The sequence below is a fragment of the Nafulsella turpanensis ZLM-10 genome (assembly GCF_000346615.1).
In the GTDB taxonomy this organism is placed as follows: domain Bacteria; phylum Bacteroidota; class Bacteroidia; order Cytophagales; family Cyclobacteriaceae; genus Nafulsella; species Nafulsella turpanensis.
Map to the genome: position 1 here is coordinate 37,425 of NZ_ANNU01000037.1, position 21,196 is coordinate 58,620.

21 protein-coding genes are annotated in these 21,196 nt (G+C 47.5%); 6 read left to right on the forward strand and 15 right to left on the reverse strand.

All coding sequences use genetic code 11. The annotated features are described in order from the left end of the window. Positions 1-119 precede the first annotated feature (119 nt). The 4 genes from dnaG to surE all read left to right on the forward strand — a co-directional run bounded on the left by dnaG (position 120) and on the right by surE (position 5,130). A complete protein-coding gene (dnaG, locus tag F752_RS0114975) occupies positions 120-2,081 on the forward strand; it encodes a DNA primase (RefSeq protein ID WP_017732555.1) in 1,962 nt (653 codons plus the stop codon). 259 nt (positions 2,082-2,340) lie between these two features. Continuing rightward, a complete protein-coding gene (locus F752_RS0114985; protein WP_026135764.1) occupies positions 2,341-3,567 on the forward strand; it encodes a bifunctional 3,4-dihydroxy-2-butanone-4-phosphate synthase/GTP cyclohydrolase II in 1,227 nt (408 codons plus the stop codon). Between the two features lie 23 nt (positions 3,568-3,590). After that, positions 3,591-4,208 carry a hypothetical protein gene (locus F752_RS0114990; RefSeq protein WP_017732558.1) on the forward strand — a complete coding sequence of 206 codons (618 nt, stop codon included), beginning with the start codon at positions 3,591-3,593 and terminating at the stop codon, positions 4,206-4,208. A gap of 151 nt (positions 4,209-4,359) precedes the next feature. Then, positions 4,360-5,130 (forward strand): 5'/3'-nucleotidase SurE, encoded by a 771-nt coding sequence (surE, locus tag F752_RS0114995; protein WP_017732559.1) that lies wholly within the window; start codon positions 4,360-4,362, stop codon positions 5,128-5,130. 125 nt (positions 5,131-5,255) lie between these two features. Here the strand turns inward: surE and priA are convergent, their stop codons facing one another. The 7 genes from priA to F752_RS0115030 all read right to left on the reverse strand — a co-directional run bounded on the left by priA (position 5,256) and on the right by F752_RS0115030 (position 13,299). Next, positions 5,256-7,772, reverse strand: coding sequence for a replication restart helicase PriA (priA, locus tag F752_RS0115000; protein ID WP_017732560.1), 2,517 nt, complete (start codon positions 7,770-7,772; stop codon positions 5,256-5,258). Between the two features lie 206 nt (positions 7,773-7,978). After that, positions 7,979-10,012 carry a thioredoxin domain-containing protein gene (locus F752_RS0115005; protein ID WP_017732561.1) on the reverse strand — a complete coding sequence of 678 codons (2,034 nt, stop codon included), beginning with the start codon at positions 10,010-10,012 and terminating at the stop codon, positions 7,979-7,981. Beyond that, the gene (locus tag F752_RS0115010; protein WP_017732562.1) at positions 10,009-10,980 is read right to left on the reverse strand and encodes a GSCFA domain-containing protein; all 972 of its coding nucleotides are present in this window, start codon (positions 10,978-10,980) and stop codon (positions 10,009-10,011) included. Before F752_RS0115010 ends, F752_RS0115005 begins: the two co-directional genes overlap by 4 nt. 103 nt (positions 10,981-11,083) lie before the next feature. Further along, a complete protein-coding gene (rplI, locus tag F752_RS0115015) occupies positions 11,084-11,527 on the reverse strand; it encodes a 50S ribosomal protein L9 (protein WP_017732563.1) in 444 nt (147 codons plus the stop codon). Between the two features lie 91 nt (positions 11,528-11,618). Next, complete coding sequence (gene rpsR, locus F752_RS0115020) at positions 11,619-11,870, reverse strand: 30S ribosomal protein S18 (RefSeq protein ID WP_017732564.1); 252 nt, start codon at positions 11,868-11,870, stop codon at positions 11,619-11,621. Next, the gene (gene rpsF / locus F752_RS0115025) at positions 11,870-12,247 is read right to left on the reverse strand and encodes a 30S ribosomal protein S6 (RefSeq protein ID WP_017732565.1); all 378 of its coding nucleotides are present in this window, start codon (positions 12,245-12,247) and stop codon (positions 11,870-11,872) included. The genes rpsR and rpsF overlap by 1 nt, the downstream gene beginning before the upstream one ends. Before the next feature lie 122 nt (positions 12,248-12,369). Further along, on the reverse strand, positions 12,370-13,299 hold the full coding sequence (locus F752_RS0115030) for a hypothetical protein (protein ID WP_017732566.1): 930 nt from the start codon (positions 13,297-13,299) through the stop codon (positions 12,370-12,372). A gap of 108 nt (positions 13,300-13,407) precedes the next feature. Between F752_RS0115030 and F752_RS0115035 the strand changes: the two genes are divergently transcribed. Next, positions 13,408-13,992, forward strand: coding sequence for a methyltransferase domain-containing protein (locus F752_RS0115035; RefSeq protein ID WP_026135767.1), 585 nt, complete (start codon positions 13,408-13,410; stop codon positions 13,990-13,992). A 32-nt stretch (positions 13,993-14,024) separates the two neighbouring features. On the opposite strand, the gene F752_RS25845 is transcribed toward F752_RS0115035, so the two are convergent. Together F752_RS25845 and apaG are read right to left on the reverse strand one after the other, a co-directional pair. Further along, the gene (locus F752_RS25845) at positions 14,025-14,819 is read right to left on the reverse strand and encodes an O-methyltransferase (protein WP_160164119.1); all 795 of its coding nucleotides are present in this window, start codon (positions 14,817-14,819) and stop codon (positions 14,025-14,027) included. A gap of 2 nt (positions 14,820-14,821) precedes the next feature. Next, positions 14,822-15,208, reverse strand: a complete 387-nt coding sequence (apaG, locus tag F752_RS0115045) for a Co2+/Mg2+ efflux protein ApaG (protein WP_017732570.1) — start codon at positions 15,206-15,208, stop codon at positions 14,822-14,824. Positions 15,209-15,481: 273 nt separating this feature from the next. Here apaG and ung point away from each other — a divergent pair, with 273 nt between their 5' ends. Next, positions 15,482-16,144 (forward strand): uracil-DNA glycosylase, encoded by a 663-nt coding sequence (ung, locus tag F752_RS0115055; RefSeq protein WP_017732572.1) that lies wholly within the window; start codon positions 15,482-15,484, stop codon positions 16,142-16,144. Between the two features lie 128 nt (positions 16,145-16,272). Here ung and lepB read toward each other — a convergent pair whose 3' ends face one another. From lepB to F752_RS0115085, 6 genes are read right to left on the reverse strand one after another with little or no spacing between them, the layout of a single operon-like run. Then, positions 16,273-17,373: a signal peptidase I gene (lepB, locus tag F752_RS0115060; RefSeq protein ID WP_017732573.1), complete on the reverse strand. Its 1,101-nt coding sequence runs from the start codon at positions 17,371-17,373 to the stop codon at positions 16,273-16,275. A 35-nt stretch (positions 17,374-17,408) separates the two neighbouring features. Then, positions 17,409-18,125 (reverse strand): 4-hydroxy-tetrahydrodipicolinate reductase, encoded by a 717-nt coding sequence (gene dapB / locus F752_RS0115065; RefSeq protein WP_017732574.1) that lies wholly within the window; start codon positions 18,123-18,125, stop codon positions 17,409-17,411. Next, entirely contained in the window at positions 18,122-18,742 is a 621-nt protein-coding gene (locus tag F752_RS24325; protein WP_017732575.1) for a DUF5683 domain-containing protein, read from the reverse strand. The genes dapB and F752_RS24325 overlap by 4 nt, the downstream gene beginning before the upstream one ends. An 8-nt stretch (positions 18,743-18,750) precedes the next feature. Next, the gene (locus F752_RS0115075) at positions 18,751-19,677 is read right to left on the reverse strand and encodes a ParB/RepB/Spo0J family partition protein (protein WP_017732576.1); all 927 of its coding nucleotides are present in this window, start codon (positions 19,675-19,677) and stop codon (positions 18,751-18,753) included. A 36-nt stretch (positions 19,678-19,713) separates the two neighbouring features. Continuing rightward, a complete protein-coding gene (locus F752_RS0115080; protein ID WP_017732577.1) occupies positions 19,714-20,487 on the reverse strand; it encodes a ParA family protein in 774 nt (257 codons plus the stop codon). A gap of 9 nt (positions 20,488-20,496) precedes the next feature. Beyond that, a complete protein-coding gene (locus F752_RS0115085; RefSeq protein ID WP_017732578.1) occupies positions 20,497-21,177 on the reverse strand; it encodes a metal-dependent hydrolase in 681 nt (226 codons plus the stop codon). Between the last annotated feature and the right edge of the window lie 19 nt (positions 21,178-21,196).

Genomic DNA, 21,196 nt, shown 5'->3' on the forward strand with positions numbered 1-21,196 from the left:
AGGCCAGCGTCCATAGTGCGGCCTCCATCCTTTAATCTTTCTCTTCCTATCTTCCAGCCGTATCAAGAAATTCGGTGGAATCCTTATCTTTACATTCAGCTTTCATTTCCATACCTCATATGAAGTTAAGCCAGGATACGATACAGGAAATTCAGAACAGGATAGAGATCGAGGAGGTGGTTTCCGATTTTGTGTCATTGAAGCGCAAAGGGCAAAACCTTTGGGCATGTTGTCCCTTCCACCAGGAGAAGTCTCCTTCTTTTTCGGTTTCGCCTGCCAAAGGAATCTTTAAGTGCTTTGGTTGTGGCAAGGCCGGCGATGCCATTACGTTTGTCATGGAAATTGAGGCACTTAATTATGTGGAGGCGCTTAAATTTCTGGCTGGAAAGTACAGCATCGAAATTGAAGAAGAGGAGCAAACCGACGAGCAGCAGGCGGCTCATAACGAAAAAGAAAGTCTGCACATCGTACTGGGTTTTGCCGCCCGCTATTTTCAGGATATCCTGCGAAAACACCCCGAAGGGAAAAGTATTGGTTACAGCTATTTTAAGCAGCGGGGTTTTTCCGATCAGGTAATCGAGAAATTTGGCCTCGGCTATAGTCTCGAGGAGTGGGATGGTTTGATGAAAGCAGCCAAAGCAGAGGGCTTTAGTGAAGAGCTGCTGGAAAAAGCCGGGCTGGTTATCAGGAAAGACGACAAGCAAAATGGCGACCGCTTTTATGATCGCTTCCGGGGCAGGGTCATTTTCCCCATTCATACCGTCTCCGGTAAGCCTATTGCCTTCGGTGCACGAATATTAAAGCAGGAGAAAACAAAGAGCGGTAAGGCCGGGGCACGCCTGCCGGGACCTAAATACCTGAACTCTCCCGAAACAGCTGTCTATCATAAAAGCGATGTGCTGTACGGCATCAGCCAGGCTAAGCAGGCCATCCGGCAGCACGAAAACTGCTATCTGGTAGAAGGATATACCGATGTGATTTCCCTGCACCTCTGCGGGGTGGAGAATGTGGTGGCTTCTTCGGGTACCTCGCTTACCGATGGTCAGATTCAGCTGATTGGCCGCTATGCCAAGCAGATTACGGTACTTTTTGATGGTGATCCGGCCGGTTTAAAAGCATCGCTTCGGGGCATAGACATGATCCTGGCCAGCGGGCTGCATGTAAAGGTAGTCGTGTTTCCGGAAGGAGAAGATCCGGACAGCTACAGTCAGAAGCTGGGCTCGACCGCCTTTCAGGAATACCTTCAAAAAGAGGCACAGGACTTCCTGAAATTCAAGACTGCTCTGTATGCAAAGGAAGCGGCCAACGATCCTATCCGGAAAGCCGAAACGGTGAAAGAGGTGGTGGCCAGCATTGCCAAAATTCCCGATCCTATCGAGCGGGCGGTTTACCTGAAGGAGTGCAGCAGCCTGCTCCAGATCAGTGAAGAGCTCCTGGTAAAGGAGCTGAATCAGCTACACCGGAAAAAGCTGGCAAAAGAGGCAGGGGTAAAACAACTGTCACCCCCGCCGGAAGAGGAAACCCCATCCCGGCCTGTACTGGAAAAGGCCACCACGGTCGACGAATCTCTTCAGCTTCAGGAGCGGGAAAGTATTCGGCTGTTGCTGAATTATGGCTTTAGCCAGATTGAGGAGAACTTTCAGCTGCACGATTACCTGTTACAGGAAATTGAAGAACTTGAGTTTCAAACCCCCATTTATAAGGCCATTCTCCAGCAGTTTAAGGATAGGCTGGCGCAGGGGCAGGTTGTGGATGCACAATTTTTTATTCGCGAAGGTGCTCCCGAACTTCGCGAGGAAGTGGCAGGTTTGATTGTGGAAAAATATGATTTAAGCAATGTCTGGACAGAGCGGCATAATATTCATATTCCGCGGGAAGAGGATGTGCTCGACAAGGCCGTATTCCAGAATGTGGTTCGCCTGAAGTTCCGAACTATTCAGAAGCTGATTGGTCAAAACCTCCAGAAGCTGAAAGAAGCCAGTGAAGAGGAAGATATGCTGGAGTTTATGCAGGTACACCAAAGTCTGAAAAATGCAGAAATGGAACTCGCAAAGCTGTTGGGTATTGTTGTTTCGAAATAAACTTCTTTATTTCAAACCATTCCCGAAATATATCCGTTCCATTTTATAAGGAAAGCATTTATTCTTTTGGTGTTTTGAACTGGTGCTTTTGTTGTGCGAAGAGCCTCCGGCGCAGCAGGGAGTACCCCTTCATATTTTTTGTCCATATCCATAAGAATTGGTATTTACCTCTTAACTTTGTAGGGTTATCCATTACAGCTAATGGAACGAAATGGACAAAAAATGCCCGCTCCAGGCAGGCGAAACGAAAAGGATTTACATGAAGCAGGAAAGACTGCTCGACAGTATAGAAGAAGCTGTTGAGGCCATCAAAAACGGCGAAATTATTATTGTGGTTGATGATGAAGATCGTGAAAATGAAGGAGACTTTATCTGTGCGGCGGAATGTGTAACGCCGCAGATCATCAACTTTATGGCAACCCACGGGCGCGGTCTTATTTGTGCCTCCATTGTGGAAGACCGCTGCGAAGAACTTGGCCTCGACCTGATGGTGGGCCGTAATACGGCTACTTTCGAGACGCCCTTTACCGTTTCTGTCGACCTGATTGGCCATGGGTGTACCACCGGTATATCTGCCAGTGACCGGGCTAAAACCATTAAAGCCCTGGTCGACCCGGCTACCAAACCGGAAGAGCTGGGGAAGCCAGGGCACGTTTTTCCGCTTAAGGCCAAGCGGGGAGGCGTACTCAGGCGTACGGGGCATACCGAGGCTGCCATTGATTTTGCCAGGCTGGCTGGCTTTCGCCCTGCCGGGGTACTGGTAGAGATCATGAACGAAGACGGTACAATGGCCCGCCTGCCCGATCTTCGGAAAGTGGCCGACAGGCACAACCTAAAGCTGGTCTCTATAAAGGATCTGATTGCTTACCGCTTGAGGGAAGAAAGCCTGATTCAGCGTGAGATTATGGTAAATATGCCTACCAACTGGGGCGATTTTGAGCTGGTGGCTTACCGACAGTCTAACACCAATGAAATGCACCTTGCCCTGGTAAAGGGGAGCTGGGAAAAAGATGAACCGGTACTGGTAAGGGTACACTCTTCCTGCGTTACCGGCGATATTTTTGGCTCCTGCCGCTGCGACTGTGGCCCTCAGCTGCACAGTGCCATGGATATGGTAAATAAGGCAGGTAAAGGCGTGGTTTTATATATGAACCAGGAAGGTAGAGGAATTGGACTGTTAAATAAGCTGAAGGCTTACAAATTACAGGAGCAAGGATATGATACGGTACAGGCAAACCTGGAACTTGGCTTTAAAATGGATAACAGGGATTATGGCGTAGGGGCACAAATTCTGCGCGACCTGAATATTTCGAAGATTCGTTTGATTTCGAATAATCCTAAAAAGCGGGCGGGACTTATCGGGTATGGTCTGGAAATAGTAGAAAGTGTGCCGGTGGAAATAGTGCCCAATGTGCATAATGAGAATTATCTCCGCACAAAACGGGATAAAATGGGACACACGATAATGAAGGATGATAAAACCTAACGATTAGTAGCCACTTTTTAAATATGAAAACTTTTTTAACTTTTACCTTTAGCCTGATTTTTACTTTTTATGCTCAGGCACAAATTTTTCCTTCCGAAATCTGGCACCCCGGCGAGGCGGTGCTGATTACTGGCGATACGCTGGAAGGACTGATAAAGTATGATCTGGAAAAAGATGCCATACAGCTGAAGCTGGCCAGTGATAAGGTGCAGGCTTACAGCGCACAAAAGCTTTTCTATTTTAAACTGTACGATGCCGGTATTAAAGGATACCGGCATTTTTATTCTCTACCCCTGCAGGTAAACCGCCATTATTCCGTGCCAATGTTATTTGAGGTGCTGTATGAAGGAAGGCTGACTTTACTGGCACGTGAAAAGATTGTGCAGGCAGAAAATATGGAGAAGGTAACAGATTTGAGCCTTCTGCCCAATGATACCCGCCTGCTGCTTGCTTTTGACTTCTTCTTCCTGGAGAAAGACGGCACCATTCGCTCCTATGAGCCTAAAAGGCGGCGCCTGCTTTCCATTATGGATCGGAAATATAAAGAGGTGAAAAAATACATTCGGCGCAATAAGCTTCGGCACGACGAAATGAGCGATCTGGTACGGATTACCGCCTACTATAATGCACTGGGCGAATAGCACGCATCCTTTTGCTGCCGTTTAGGCGAGCCTCTCTTTCTGCTCTGGCTGGATGCTGCAGTTATTTCTTTCGCAAAGCCTGATATTGATGGTGAAAAAGCTTTGATCCAAAGCTGATATGCCGATATTTGCCATCTGAAAAAAAAGATTTATGGCAAAACCCCTCATACTTGTTTCTAACGACGATGGCATTACCGCCCCGGGCATCCGTACCCTGGTGAACCTGATGAAGCAGATTGGTGAAGTAGTAGTGGTGGCTCCGGATAGCCCGCAATCTGGTATGGGCCATGCGATTACCATTGGCAACACCCTTCGTTTATATAAAGCAGATATTTTTGAAGATGTAGTCGCTTATAAATGCTCAGGCACCCCGGCCGATTGTGTAAAGCTGGCTAAACATTATGTGCTGAAAGACAGGAAACCCGACCTGGTGGTGAGTGGCATTAACCATGGCAGCAATACCTCCATCAGTGTGCTTTATTCCGGTACTATGTCGGCAGCCATTGAAGGCGCCATTGAAGGAATGCCGGCTATCGGTTTTTCTTTGTGCGACTATGATCCGGAGGCTGATTTTTCTCACACCCATGAAATTGTACTGAAGGTTTGTGAGCAGGTGCTGAAAAACGGAATGCCTAAAGGCGTGGCATTAAATGTAAATTTCCCACCTAAAAGAAATGAAAATATAAAGGGAATAAAAGTATGCCGGCAGGCAAGAGCCAAGTGGCAGGAGGATTTCGATGAGCGATTCGACCCCAACGGTCGCCGTTATTTCTGGCTGGCAGGCAACTTCGTTAATTTCGATAAAGGGGAAGATAATGATGAGTGGGCCATTGCCAACAACTACGCTTCTCTCGTTCCGGTGCAGTTTGATATGACGGCCCACCACGCCATCAGCGAAATTAATAAGGACTGGGATTTATAAGAGTGATTGCCTTCTGAGCCTTTAACGGGCGGGAGCCTGTGAAGACACCTTCTTCTGAAGCTGTTGGAGTCAGGTAGGGAGGAGAGAACTCTTCCTGCAGGCCATTATCTTTTCGTACTGCACCCTTAATAAGGGTCTACATCGGCCACTATTTCCGTTTTTTTGAAATCTTTATCGGCGGTGAGTTTCTGGCAGCTTTCTGTCAAAAACTCCTTTACGCCCTGAATGTCGATGTTCTGGCGCTCCAGTTTAATGTGAATGTTCATCAGGTAAAGGCCCCGGATGCGCCCTACCAGTGGTTCTTCCGGCCCCAGTACCCGCTCTTCGCCTAATTTCTTCTTCAGGTAAGCGGTTAAGGCATGGGCTGCCTTTTCTACCATTTCTTTTTCCGGATTCTTTACCACCAGCCTGATCAGGCGGCTGAAAGGAGGATAAAAGAACTGTTCTCTTTCCGCAATCTCTTCCTGGTAAAGCCCCTCAAAGTCTCCTTTAAGAATTTTGTGCAGGATGGGCTGCTCCACATTGCTGGTCTGGATAATGACCTGGCCCGGAATTTCTCCGCGGCCAGCACGACCACTCACCTGCGTAATGAGCTGGAAAGTGCGCTCGTGGGAGCGGAAGTCGGGGAAGTGAATCATCCGGTCGGCATCAAATACCCCCACCAGGCTTACCCGCTCAAAATCCAGACCCTTGCTCACCATTTGAGTACCTACCAGTATATCTATCTTTCCATCTTCAAAATCATCAATTATTGTCTGGTAGCTGTTTTTACGGCGGGTGGTATCGAGGTCCATGCGCTGCACATTGCCTTCCGGCACCAGCAGGCGAATACTTTCTTCGAGCTTTTCGGTGCCGTAGCCAATTGTTTTTATTTTGTGCGAACCACAGGCAGGGCAGGAGGTGGGTACATAGTCTTTATGCCCGCAATAGTGGCAGCGGAGCTCGTTAGAGTACATATGGTAGGTAAGGCTTACGGCACAGCTGTTGCACTTGGGAATCCAGCTGCATTCCTCGCAATTAAGGTAAGGTGCATATCCACGGCGGTTCTGGAATATGATGGCCTGTTCTCCCCGCTTAACCGCGGCCTGCATTTCCTGCACCAGTTGTTCGCTGAACATGGCCTTAAGTGTCTTGTGCTTTTGGGCAATCCGGGTATCGGCCAGCTTTAATTCCGGCAGACGGGCATCGCCAAAGCGCTGATTCAGCTCTACCAGCCCGTATTTGCCCTGGCGGGCCTGGTAGTAGGTCTCAACGGATGGAGTAGCAGATCCAAGCAGTGTTTTGGCTTTATGCAGTCGCGAAAGTACCAGGGCGGTGTCGCGCGCATGGTAGCGGGGAGCCGGATCGTACTGCTTATAAGAAGTCTCATGCTCCTCATCGACAATAATAAGCCCGAGATTGTCAAACGGGAGGAAAACGGAGGAGCGCACCCCTACAATTAAGGGAAATTTTTCGCTGATGACCCCCTGCCATACTTCCACTCTTTCATTATCGGAAAAGCGGCTGTGGTAAACGCCCATTTTATCGCCAAACACCTTCTTCAGGCGGCTTACAATCTGGGTGGTCAGGGCAATTTCGGGTAAAAGGTAGAGGACCTGGCTGCCGCTTTCCAGCGCCTGTTCTATCAGGTGGATGTATATCTCTGTTTTACCACTGCCGGTAATGCCGTGTAGTAAAACAATATCTTTACTTTCGAAATGGTGCAGAATTTCATCTTTGGCCCTTTGTTGCTCACTATTGAGATCAATGGTGGGCTTTTCGTAAGAAGAAGGTAAAATAAAGCGGGGAATGACCTGCTCAAATTCTTCAAAAACTCCATTTTTAATGAGGGTCCGCACCGAAGAGGGAGAGCTTGGCCCCTGTACCAGCTGACTTTTTTCTATCCCTTCTTCATTGCAGTCGGGGTTCTGGTGTACCGGACAAAGACGCAGGAAGTGCAGGAGCGCATCGCTTTGTTTTGGCTGCTTTTCCAACTCGGCAAACAGCGCTTCCAGTTTTTCTTTATTGCCTGCATACTGCGGGTGAAGGCGTATTTTCTTTGCTTTTTTAGGTTTGTACTTGTCCTTTACCTCTTCGAATAATATGATGGCCTCCTTGGCAATGAGCTGCTTAAAGAGGTTGTAGAGGGTTTTCTGTTCCAGAAGCCCCTCTGCTTCGGCATAGGTAAGACTGTCTTTTTCTGCAAGGGCCGCTAAAAGTTTTTCTTCCTTTTCATTAAAGGTATAGGGGGAGCTGCCCGGGTCGAAATCCGGGTGCAGCTGAATCTGGGACTGGCTGTTCAGCTTCAGGCCACTGGGCATGGCAACATTCAGCACCTCGCCGGGGGTGCACATATAATAAGAGGCCATCCATTTAAAAAGCGAAAGCTGTACAGGCTTTACAATGGGCGCATCGTCCATTACCTCCAGCAGGTAACGGGCATCGTAATCAGTAGGTGCCTTGCTGGTTACAGAATCAACTATGCCCGTCAGGATTTTCTTTTTTCCGAACTGAACAATGACCCGGCTGCCGGAAAGTACCTGCCCGTTTAACTGCCGGGGAATCCGGTAGGTAAAGAGCTTAGGAATAGGAACAGGAAGTAACACATTACAGAAGAGTGTTTCAGGTTCGCTATAAGGGCTGTTTTGGAATTCCAGATTCATATTTTTTAAGAAGACGGGAGACGTGAGATTTAAGATAGGAGATGGAGAACAGCTGGCTTGTATAGGGAGAAAAGCTTTTGCCCCCTATTAAGAAGACTTTGTTCCTCTATTAATGATTCATGATATTTTTTTGGTCTATTCCATCTTCTCAAGTCTCTTGTCTCCTGTCTCAAATCCAGTACATGAAGCTTAAAGTTAGTCCATTTCTACAACAATTCAAGAGCCTCTTTAGGGCTGAACACCGGCCGCTGGCAGCTTTGGTTATAGCAGACATAAATGGTGGTGCGCCCCTCCTGTGCCGGGCGGTTTTCGAGCAGGGGAAGACCCCCTTCCTGTTCTGCGGCACAAATTACTTTATTCGGGTGATACTGCTGCTGGTTAATGGCCTGGGCAAAGGCTTTATAATCCGGACCCACGATGGCAATTTCTGCCGTAGGTTTGCTCAGTTGGGTAAGGAGGCTCGCCCAGTAGGTGAAATATTGTGGCTCTGCAATGAGCAGCTTCTCGACGGAAGCCACCATTTCTTTGGCTATCTTCTGGTATTTCTGCACATCGAGCAAAAGACCCAGCCGATAAAGGTTAGTGGCCATGGCCGCATTGGAAGCAGGAATTACATTGTCGAATATTTCCTTCTTTCGGGCAATCAGCTGTTCGCTGCTATCGTCGGTATAGAAGAAGAGTTTTTCATCTTCGTCCCAGAAATGGTGCAGGCAATATTTCACAAGCTTTTTAGCTTTATAAAGCCAGTTTTCGTCAAAACTAACTTCGTATAAACGGATGTACCCCTGAATGATAAAAGCATAATCATCCAGGTAGGCCCGGATGCCGGACTTGCCGTTTTTAAAGTTGCGCATCAGTCCTTCTTCCTGCTGCAGGTGCTGGTCGAGAAATTGTGCGTTTTGAAGGGCTAACTGCAGAAAGCTCTCCTCTCCGAAAGCTGCATAGGCATCGGCCAGTCCTGTTAGCATTAAGCCGTTCCAGCCGGCGAGGATTTTATCGTCAAGGCCAGGGCGAATTCTTTTTTCCCGTGCTTTTAAGAGCTTTCGGCCTGCTTCCTCAATTAACTGTTCCAGCGTATCTTCTTCCAGTTCGTACTTTTGAGCGAAGGACTGCAGGCTCTCGCGCCGGTGGAGTATGTTTTTGCCCGGCTCCCAGTTTCCGCCCTCTTCCAGGTTGTAGAAATCGCTGAACAAATCGGCTTCATCGCCTAAAATCTGTTCAACTTCCTCCATTGTCCAGCAGTAGAACTTACCTTCTTCCCCTTCGCTGTCGGCGTCGAGGGCAGCATAAAAGCCTCCTTCAGGGCTCAGCATTTCCCGTCTGGCCCATCCAATGGTCTGGTAAACCACTTTTTTGAAGAGAGGGTCTTTTGTGGCGGTGTAAGCTTCAGCATAAAGACTCAGGAGCTGGCCGTTGTCGTATAGCATTTTTTCGAAGTGGGGAGCAAACCAGTCGGCATCGACCGAGTAGCGGGCAAAGCCTCCTCCAATTTGGTCATATATGCCGCCCCAGGCCATTTCGGTGAGGGTGAGTTTTGCCTGCTCCAGCGCCTCCTGCTCTCCGGTAGCGGCCCGGTAGCGAAGGAGGAAGAGCCAGTGGCTTGGCATCGGGAATTTGGGTGCACGATTGAGTCCTCCCTTCTTTTTGTCGAAGCTTTTAGAAAACTTCTGGTAAAGCTTTTTGAGTACCTCCTCGCTTACTTCAAACGGATTGCCGGGTACAAGCCCATACTTCTGGCTATCGGACAGCGCCAGGGCCTGGGTGAATTTATGGGCCGATTCTTCCAGGTCGGAACGGTTATTTTTAAAAGCCTGGGCTACATTGCGGAGCAGCTGCATCCAGCTTTCCCGGGGGAAGTAGGTGCCGCCGTAAAAAGGTTTTTGCTGAGGGGTCAGAAAGGCGTTAAGGGGCCAGCCACCCTGCAGGCCCATAGCCTGTATGGCATCCATGTAAATCTGGTCTACATCGGGCCGTTCTTCGCGGTCTACCTTTATACAGATGTAGTGTTCATTCATGAGGCGCGCCACTTCATCATCTTCGAAAGATTCGCGCTCCATTACATGGCACCAATGACAGGCGGAGTAGCCAATGCTGAGGATAATGGGTTTATCTTCCTCCTTCGCCCGATCCAGGGCTTCTTCGCCCCACGGGTACCAGTCTACCGGGTTGTGCTGGTGTTGCAGCAGGTAAGGGCTGCTGGACTGGGCAAGGCGGTTGGTATGTGTATGCTGGCTGCTCATAGAAGTTGACTTTTTAACTGGCTAATTTCCTGACTTACATCTATTTGATAAGGTAAGCGGCTCAGCTTCTCAATTGTTTTCTGTAAGAATTGTTGATGGGCGGCAGAAGAGGGGTTAAAAGGCCGGTGGGAGAGTGCTCGCCGAATTTGCGCCCATTCCTTTATAAAACGGAGGGCATTTTCACTGAAGTAGGTAGCCGTAAATTTCTGCCAGATATATTCCTCTGCTTCTTCGCCGGGGTGTAAAAGGTCGCGGCCGTAAAAGCGGTAGTCGCGAAGGTCGTCGAGCAGAAGTTCGTAGCTGGGGAAGTAGTAAACATCCTGGTGCATTTCCTGGAGCTGGTGGGCGGCAAGTCGTAGAATGGATTTACTGACTGCATTCAGCTCCAGTGTATCTTTCAGATGGCGAACAGGGCTCACCGTAAGAATGATTTTAACAGAAGGGTTAGCTTCTTTTAATAACTGGAATAAGGCATTGAAACTGGTCGTGATTTCTTCTACGCTACCTAGCTGCTTGCGAAATAGCTTTTGTGGCTGTTTATGGCAGTTGGCAACGGCCTGTCCATTGGCCTCTTCAATGTAAAGAAAAGCTGTGCCGGAAGTTAGCATGACCACTTCTGCTTTTTTGAGCTGCTCTTTTACCGCAGGAAAAAGAGTCTGAAGCTTTTCTCCCAGTACTTCGGGGCTTTGGGCATGGAGGCGGGAGTGGAGCAGGTGGCTTACCCACCGGCCCTCCAGTTGTACAAATGTATCGGGAGAGGGACATTGCCCTTCCAGTGCCATTTGCATTAGCTGGCAGGCGATAGCCGGGTGAAAAATAGTGCCAAAAGGATTGACCATTGCCGGGAACTTATATTCCTGCAGGCGCTGGCCGATTAGGTCGGAAAAGCAGGAGCCAATGGTGAGCAGGGGGGCTGCCACCTCTATTCTGAAGTCGGGCGATGCTGGCTGAAGCTCTGTGCGGAACATAAAAAGAAGGGGTTAGGGCTTAAAAGTGAATATCCGGAATCTGCTGGAAATAAAAAAGGCGTTCCGCCGAAACAGAACGCCTTTGAATGGAATAGTTAGCTGATTACTCGGCTACTACTTCGAAAGTAATTTCTTTCTTCACTTCTTTGTGCAGGTCGATTTCAGCAGTATACTCGCCCAGGGTTTTCACATCGCCATTGATGGAAATCTGCTTGCGGTCTACATCATGTCCTTTGGCTTTAAGGGCATCGGAAATCTGGTTAGGCGTTACGGCACCAAAAATTTTACCGCTCTCACCTGCTTTGGCAGGGATGGTCAGTTTAAGGTTGCCGATGGCGTTGGCAAGTGCTTCAGCGTCCTGCTTCTGCTTCTCTGCTTTGTGTGCAACCTGACGAGCTACTTCGTCACGCTGTTTGATATTGGACTCAGTGGCCATCATGGCAAAACCCTGAGGAATCAGGTAGTTTCTGCCATAGCCTGGCTTCACATCTACCAGGTCGTTTTTATAGCCAAGCCCTTTAATATCTGATTTTAATATTACTTGCATGTTTTTAATCGTTAGTAGCTGCTTTTCTGCTTTATAAGCTCCTTAGATAGAAGACTTTTACGGACAGTAGGCAACTAAAGTAACTAAAGAATTATTTTAAAGAATCAGTTACGTAAGGAAGCAGGGCCAGGTGGCGGGCACGTTTTACGGCCTGTCCGACTTTCTTCTGGAACTTCTGGCTGGTGCCTGTAATACGGGCAGGAAGTAATTTACCTTGCTCGTTTACAAACTTCAGCAGAAAGTTTGCGTCTTTATAGTCGATGTATTTGATACCGTTTCTCTTGAAGCGGCAATACTTCTTTTTGTTCTCGTTACGTACGATGGGTTCGTTCTGTAGTGACATTATTTTTGCTCCTCCTTAGCTTCTTTTCTGGAATCTTTTTTGTTGAAATCCCCTCTTTTTCTCTTCTTGTTGTATTCAATGGCGTGTTTGTCAAGCGACACTGTCAAGAAACGCATCACAGTTTCGTCGCGGCGAAACTCTGTTTCGAGGGTTGCAATCAGCTCAGGGGCGGCCTGGTATTCAAAAAGGTTATAGAAGCCAGTGGTTTTGTGGCCAATTGGGTAAGCCAGTTTTTTCAGGCCCCAATTTTCCTCATTGACGATTTCCGCGCCACCCTGGACTAAAACGTTCTTGAACTTTTCAACAGTATCCTTCATCTGAGCCTCAGACAAAACGGGAGTTAAAATGAATACCGTCTCGTAATTTTTCAGTTGCATAATAATTTTATTGAACTTTAAATAGAAGCTGCAAAAGTAATTCTTTGTCCGGACTTTTCAAAGTATCCGGCAAACAAAAGGCTCCGCACTTGCAGAGCCTTTTGTTTTAGTATTTTCAGGGCTTACTTTACTTTAAAAGTATCTTCACCTATCTGGTAGCCATCGGCATAGAGTTCTACATTATAGATTCCTTCTTCGTAATCACTTCCTTTTTCGTACAGGAAGGTGAGTTGCTGGCCGGTGTTGTCGAACAGGATTTCCTGTTTCGCGGTGTAAAACTCTTCCCGTCCGTCTACCATCATAGTGCCGGAACCGGTAGCCACATCAAATAATACATTGCCATTCGGGTCGATAACACGCAGTAAAATATCTTTACTTTCGATAGGTGCTACAGGATTATCGGCCAGGTTAAATTTTACTTTCAGCTGTTCGATCTGGCGATCGCGGTACTCTTCATCTTCCCTTTCCTTGCCACGTCTGTTCACCGCAATAATCTGGATGTTTTCCGCTTTCAGGCGGGAGGCAATGGCCACCTTCTCATTCAGCTCACGGCGCTTCTTGGCTAACTGGCTGATAGAGTCGGAAAGAATATTCTGGGTAGTTTTAAGGTTGGTGTTTTCAGCATAGAGAGAGTCGCTGAGCGCACGTAATTGCACGAGTTCCCGGTCTTTCTGCTTCAGGAGGGTTTCGTAGCCTTCTACTTTCTCACGAATTTCTGCATAGCGGCGTTGTGCAATATCGGACGAACGCCTAAGCTGCTCGCGCTCTGCCTCCAGTTCGGCCTTGGCCTGCTTCAACTCGGCAACATCGCCTCCTAATGCTTCAATTTCCTTTATCTTCGCGTCAAGTTCGGCACTTATTGCATTGAGCTGATCATAGGTTTCGAGTAGCTCGGTATTCTTACTGTTTATTTCTGCCTCTAATTCCTGCTTTTCCCGGTAATCCATATAATAGATTACACCGTTCACAATTAATAGTAAAGCGAGTATGGCAATAAAAAGCGTCTTTTTATTCTTGTTAGCGTCTTTGGTTTCTGGTGTATTTTCTGCCATGTTTGAATGAATTGATTTACAACTTTAAAAGTAAATTTCGGTTTAATATTGTTTGAGTCCGGGGAAAAATTATTTGAAGGATCTAATATCAATAAAAATTACGATTTTATGACAGACTTAGGCAAAAATTACTGGACAAACCGCTACGAACTTGGTCATACACAATGGGATGCCGGCCATATTACAACACCTCTGCAGATTTATTTCGACTCCCTTCCTGATAAGAACACCCGCATCCTTATTCCCGGAGGCGGAAATGGACATGAGGCTGCTTATCTGCATGAAAATGGATTTAAAGAGGTATTCCTGCTTGATTTTTCCCCTGTACCACTGGCAAACTTTCAAAAGCGATATCCTGATTTTCCTGCCGCACATTTGCTGGAACAGGATTTTTTCACCCTAAACGAAAAATTCGACCTGATGGTTGAGCAAACTTTTTTTTGTGCGCTGGAACCGGCTCAACGTCCTGCCTATGCCAGACAGGCAGCAGGTGTATTAAAGCCGGGAGGGAAGCTGGTGGGGCTTCTCTTTGACGCTAAGCTGAACGATGACCAGCCCCCATTCGGGGGTAGCAGAGAAGAGTACAGGGCCTATTTCGAAGCTTACTTCTATTTCGATAAGTTTGAAAGCTGTACCAGTTCCATAAAACCAAGGCTGGGAAAGGAACTGTGGATAGAGCTGGTAAGAAAGTAGCGCACGTACTTCCTGAGCCCGGGGCTCGAGAATCAGAATGCCAGTATATAATGTGCTTTTTGCAGGCCGGGCCGGAAGAAGAGGAGGCCGGCATCATATAAATCGATGCTCAGGCTCACTTTCGGGTGTTGCTGTAGTTGGTGCCAGGCCTGTTGCATGCCTTTCGACCAGTAAATATCATCGATAATAAGAAAAGAGTTTTCGTGCAGGAGGGGGAGGAGCAACTCCACATAGCGCAGACTTGCTTCATAGGTATGGTTGGCATCAAGATAGGCCGCATCTACCGGAGGAATGTTCTTTAGCAGGGATGGCAGGCTTTCATCAATATTCCCTTCTTTTAAATGAATGTTTTTTAGCGGCCACTGCTCAAAAACCGTACGGGCAGTTGCGGCCGTTTGAGGGCAGCCCTCAAGTGTATGAATATTCCCTTCTTTTACAGCCGCAGAAAGATAAAGGCTGTTAATGCCCAAAGAGGTGCCAAGTTCAATGATATGTTGAGCTTTCAGGTGTCGGATAAGCCTGAACAGCAAACGGCTGAAACGGGGAGTGGTAAGGCTGTGTCGCGCAATATGGGATATCGGGCGCTGGTTTTTTTTGCTGATGCCGGAGCCGGCTCCAAGTTCTGTCAGCTGAAGGAGCTGGTGGTTGTGCAAAAGCTGCTGTCGGAGCCCTTCTATCTCCCGGAAAACTTTCTCCTGCTTATCAGGCTTAACTACTTTTGTATAGAGCTCAAAGGTAAATGGCGGGTGGAGGGCATGTTCATTCACCGCAAGGAGCCAGTATTTAAGAAAACCACCGGCCTGATAAATCTTTTGCTGGATGTCCAAGGCTAGTTCAAACGAAAAGGGGCCACCATGGTAAATTCGGGTATCTTCACCTTAAACTTTTTGCCATCCATAATACGCTCCATCAGGAAAGTGCCGTACATTCTACCAATGCCAGATTTTAAATTACAGCCGCTCACGTACTGGTGCGACTCCCCGGCTTCTAACACCGGCTGCTGCCCCACTACGCCTTCTCCCTCTACTTCCCTTACAATATTACTGGCATCGTGGATGTGCCAGTGGCGGCGAAGGAGCTGAACGGTAAACTGGCTGTTATTTTCAATCGAAATCCGGTAGGTAAAAACATAGTGCATCTGGCCTGGACTGGAATACTCAGACTGGTACTCCGTTTCCACACTTACCTTTACACCCTGGGTTACTTCTGATACCATCGGAAAAGCGATTTTTTGAAAAACAGTTAAATATAATGAATGCAGGGAAAATACAAATCTCTTTTTAAAAAGAGGGATATCTTTTATAACGAGGAAAATTTCATTTCTGTTAAAAGCGCGGCAAAGATTCCTTCGAAAACAGGAAAAAAAATAATTACTATTCGTTTTTCTTCCTCCGGCAGGCGAAAGAAAAACATTCAATAAATAGCGGGGTTGGATTTGTAAAATGATTTTCCCTGTTTAGCTGCAGTCGGATCAACCAAAATTTAAGTCATGGATATAAAACTTGAGTCTTCCTGGAAAGAAAAGTTAGCCCCCGAATTTGAGAAGCCTTATTTTAAGGACCTGGTCGATTTTATCAAAAAAGAGTATAACAGCCATACGGTTTATCCGCCGGGGAAGCTGATTTTTAATGCCTTTGAACATTGCCCTTTCGATGAAGTAAAAGTCGTAATTATCGGGCAGGATCCGTACCACAATCCCGGGCAGGCGAATGGGATGGCCTTTTCTGTAGCCGATGGTGTGCGCGTGCCACCTTCTTTACAGAATATTTACAAAGAAGTAAGCGATGAGCTGGGGAAACCAATTCCTGCCTCAGGAAACCTGGAGCGCTGGGCCGACCAGGGGGTATTGCTGCTCAACGCCACCCTAACCGTAAGGGCGAATACTCCGGGTTCTCACCAGAAGAAAGGCTGGGAGGAGTTTACAGATGCAGTGATTAAGCTGGTTTCGGACGAAAAGGAAAATATCGTCTTTATTCTTTGGGGAGCCTATGCACAAAAGAAAGGCGCTGTCATCGATGACAAAAAACACCTGGTGCTGAAATCGGCTCATCCCTCACCATTTGCGGCAAACAGAGGCTTTTTTGGAAATAACCATTTTATTAAAGCCAATGATTACCTGAAATCGAAAGGAAAGAAACCAATTGACTGGTAAGTTTAGTCATGGGTTTTTAGTCGGGAGCCCTGCATAAAAGTAAAGCAGCTGCCTTAGGAGAAGCAGCTGCTTTTGTATCTTAACAGAGATATCCCTTACCTGTTCTGAAAGTTTCTCAGGATTAATTTCTAGTCAATCCCATTAAATATCCTGTTCCAGCGAATTTTGTCGACAAAGCCTTTAAAGTGGTCCACTGACATCCAGATGAATAAGGCCTTTCCAACAATATGGTCTTCCGGAACAAAACCCCAGAACCGGCTATCGTAGGAGTCGTGGCGGTTGTCGCCCATCATAAAGTAATAATCCTGCAGAAAGGTATATTCTTCCAGTGGTTCTCCTTCAATGAGTACCTTCCCGTCAACAAGGGCGACCTCTTCATGGCCTTCGTAGTATTTAATGGTATTGTAATATTTGGCAATATTTTCTGGCGTCAGCGGAATGGTCATGCCCTCGGCAGGAATGGTAAGGGGCCCGAAATTATCGATGTTCCAGGCGAACTCCTGCGCGCTTACCGGCATTACACCCGGTTCTTTAAAGCCTTCTTCGCGTAACAGGGGCTCCACACTGGTTACAAAAGGAAGGGTGGCAATTTCTTTGGCCATTTCTTCGGTAAGGTTGGCGATAATTCCTTCGGGAGAACCTTTGGCATCGTAGAGCTCATAACGCATAAAGAAACGATCATTCGGAATGTCTTTCGTACGAATCAGGTAGCTGAACTGCAGGCTCTCCGGGTAAGACTGCGCTTCGCCGTTTACATATACCTGCTGGTCGCGGATTTCGATGACATCGCCCGGGATGGCAACAGCCCTTTTAATGTAGTTGGTGCGGAGATCGACGGGGTGCTCCAGCTCAATGGGCACATTAAAAACCACCACATCATTTCGCTCTACGTCCTGCAATCCGGGCAGGCGATACTGTGGCAGCTCAATCCAGTCGACATAAGAGGGAATGTCGGTGCCCCATATTTTCTGGTGAGTGAGCGGGACCTGTAGCGGGGTTTTGGGCGTACGGGCGCCATAATGCATTTTGCTGACAAACAAAAAGTCGCCTACCAGCAGGGAGCGTTCCATAGAACCGGTCGGGATGGTATAAGCCTCCAGGAAGAGCCAGCGGATAAGGGTGGCGGCTATAACCGCGAACAAAATGGCATCAGCCCATTCACGCGATTTGGACTTCTTCGGCTTCTGGCCTTTTTTGTCCGTGTATTTCTTTTTTAACTTTGTAATCATTTCTGTTTTTTATCTCTCTTAAAAGCGGAAGCAGGCTACAATCTAAGAAAATCGCGCATATTCTTCACCCCTTTTTGTGATGGAAGCCATTCGGCCACCTTTACAGCCCCCAGCGCAAAGCCTTGCCTGTTATGAGCGGTATGTTTGATTTCTATGTCATCAACGGCTGACCGATAGGTTACAGTATGTGTGCCGGGAACCTCTCCTTCTCTTTTTGAGTGAATGGTAACCGCCTCCTCATTTTCTTTCTTATCCAGTTCCCAGCTATTTTTCCGCTGGAGGTGGCGGATAATTCCTTCGGCAAGGGTTAAGGCCGTGCCGCTGGGGGCGTCCTTTTTATGGATGTGGTGGATTTCTTCTATATCCACTTCAAACTCGGGGAAGCGATCCATCATTTCAGCTAATAATTCGTTGAGGCGAAAGAAAACATTCACTCCGAGGCTAAAGTTGGAAGCATAGAAAAATGCCCCGTTTTGCTCCTGGCAATAAGCTTCCACGGTTGCTTTTTTGTCGAGCCAGCCGGTAGTGCCACATACCACAGGCACCCCATTTTCGAGGCAGTGCATAATATTCCTGAAGGCAGCGCCCGGCTCACTAAATTCGATGGCTACATCGGTAGTGGCAGCGGTTACCTGCTCCAGGTCATTCGCATTATCTTTATGTATGGCATGGGAGATGGTGTGGCCTCTTTTGATGGCTATCTGCTCGATGATATGACCCATTTTGCCATATCCTAATAATGCTATTTTCATTTTACTCGTAAAGTTAAAGCGATGCCGGCGCCGGTTTGTCCTGCCGGTACCGCAAAAATAGAGGGCTTCAGGCGGAGGGCGAGATCTTCACTCAGGTTAAAATCCTGGAGATGAGCATCGACATAGGCTTCGACAATGTTGAGGGTATATAAGAGGGTGCCGAGGATGATGATATAGTCGCGCTGCCGGCGTGCGGCACTGGCCACCCGGTTATAAAAGTCGGCATCCCGCCCATTTACCTCCGTTACTCCTGGCTGAAACTGTATATACTGCAGGTTACGCAGAGCCACACTGTACTGCCGGTTGTAGAAATTGACTGTATAGACTACAAACGCTCCTCCGGCATAAATAATAGGTATCTTCCAGTGGGCATTATTATATGCCTGCCCCAGGCCGGGCAGTACGGCTGAATAAAAAGCTGCCTTCCCAGGCTTTATAAGCGATACGGAGTCAACAATTGCCACTGGGTCTTCTACCAGCTCCTTTGGAGTGTCGAGCAGGGGAGGTTCATTGTCGTACAAAGTAGAGTCTAAAGGATCGGGAACCTGTGCCTGCAAGAGGAGAGGTAAAAGAACGATAAATCCGCTAAGCCAAAGACGTAAAGCTGCTTTTCTCATGCCAGGGCTTACATATTCAGGAGTTCCAGAATGCGGTTCAGGTCTTCGGTCGATACAAAAGGTATTTTAATTTCTCCTCTATCCTGCTCGTCCGTCCGCACATTTACTTTTGTGCCAAAGTGGGAGGAGAGTTTGTACTGCAGTTGCTTGTACTCTCTTTCTTTGTCAGGGTTAAGCCGTGGAGCTTCTTTTTTGGTTTGATTCTGGCCGGTGGTGAGGTCGCGTACGAGCTTTTCGACATTACGTACCGAGAGGCCTTCCTGCATAATCTTGTTGAAGATATACAGCTGGCGGGCCGGATCGTCGATGTTAATAATGGCGCGGGCATGGCCCATGCTTATTTTATTATCGCGCAGGGCTACCTGAATATCTGGCGGAAGCTTTAAGAGGCGAAGGTAGTTGTTAACGGTAGTTCGTTTTTTTCCTACCCGCTCGCCCAGCTGTTCCTGCTTGAGTTCACATTCACTTAAGAGCCGCTGATAGCTGAGCGCGATTTCGATGGCATTCAGGTTTTCGCGCTGAATGTTTTCGATCAGGGCCATTTCCAGCATTTGCTGGTCATTGGCTGTTCGTACATAGGCAGGCACTTTGCGCAAACCGGCCAGCTTACTGGCCTGGAGGCGGCGCTCCCCGGAAATGAGCTGGTATTTGCCCTCGCTAAGCTTACGAACGGTAATGGGTTGAATAATGCCCTGTATCTTGATAGACTCCGCCAGCTCTTCCAGTGCTTCCTGGTCGAAGTGGGTGCGGGGCTGGTAAGGGTTGGTTTCTATATCGGTGAGCAGGATTTCGTCCATGGCACCGGCAGAGGCAATTTTGCGGAAATTATTTTCGGCAGAACCGGCAGAACGCTGGGAGTCCGTTAATAATGCACCTAATCCTCTACCAAGAGCTTTTTTTTTAGGTGCAGGGTTTTTATCTTCTTTATCGCTCATGCTTTCTTCCTCTTTTTCTTTTACGCTTTTTGCCGCTTAGGACGACAACTGGTTGTTGGTAAGAATTTCTTTTGCCAGGTTCAGGTAGCTTAATGCACCTTTGCTTTCGGCATCGTGGGCAATGACAGGTACGCCAAAGCTGGGAGCCTCGCTCAGCTTAATGTTTCGGGGTATAAGCGTCTGGAAAACCATCTGCTTAAAGTGAGTCTGCACATCTTCCACTACCTGGTTGCTCAGGCGCAGGCGCACATCATACATCGTTAAGAGTATACCTTCTATTTCCAGCTCAGGATTTAAACGGGACTGGATGATTTTAATTGTGTTCAGGAGCTTGCCAAGACCTTCCAGGGCAAAGTATTCGCACTGCACAGGAATAATTACTGAATTGGCTGCCGTAAGGGCATTTATGGTAATAAGGCCCAGAGAAGGAGAGCAGTCAATAATTATAAAATCGTAATCGTCGCTGATTTGTGCCAGTGCAGCACGCATCCGCTCTTCACGATTACTTACATTTACCATTTCCACTTCGGCCCCCACCAGGTCGATATGCGAAGGCATCAGGTGCAGAAAACTGATATCCGTCTCCAGGATTATATCCTTGGGGCTGGCAGCCTCCACCATACATTCATAAATACTGTTTTCCACTTCGGCAGGGTCAATACCCAAACCAGAAGTGGAGTTCGCCTGGGGGTCCGCATCTACCACCAGCGTCTTATATTCGAAAGCGGCCAGACTGGCTGCCAGGTTAATGGCTGTAGTTGTTTTTCCAACGCCTCCCTTTTGGTTGGCAATTGCTATAATTTTACTCATTCTCTGTTGTCAAAGTGTTAATGTTTGGCCAATTTCCATCAATTTTAGGTCTTTTTTCGCATTGGCTGCAACATTTTTCACCTCCTCATGGTCCAGCCGGATGTAAGGAAATGTATCATAATGCATACCGATAATCGTATCGGTTTTAACAAAGTCTGCCGCCTTCAGGGCATCATGGATGTCCATGGTGAAATTATCGCCGATAGGCATAAAGGCAAAGTCAATATCAAACTCCTGCCCGATGAGCTGCATGTCGAGCGTAAGCGCTGTATCGCCGGCAAAATAAAAGGTTTTTTCAGAGGTTTGCACCACAAATCCTGCCGGGTTTCCGGCATAGGTTCCGTCCGGCAGGCTGCTGCTGTGGATAGCGTTCACCATTTTTACCGTTCCGAATTCGAATTTCTTTTTTCCGCCATGGTTCATCGGGTGCCCGTCGGCTACTCCTTTATTCCCAAACCAGCTAACAAGCTCAAAACTGGATACCAGGGTTGCCCCGGTATTTTTATAAACTTCCTCTACATCGGCCATATGATCCTGGTGCCCGTGGGTGAGCAGTATATAGTCGGCCTTAATGCTTTTTGCATCAATTTCGCTGGCCAATTCATTGGGTGTAATGAAAGGGTCAAATAAGATGTTTTTACCGTTTATTTCGATTAAAAAGCAGGAATGTCCGTAGTAAGTTATTTGCATAATTCAACTTGTTTAGCTT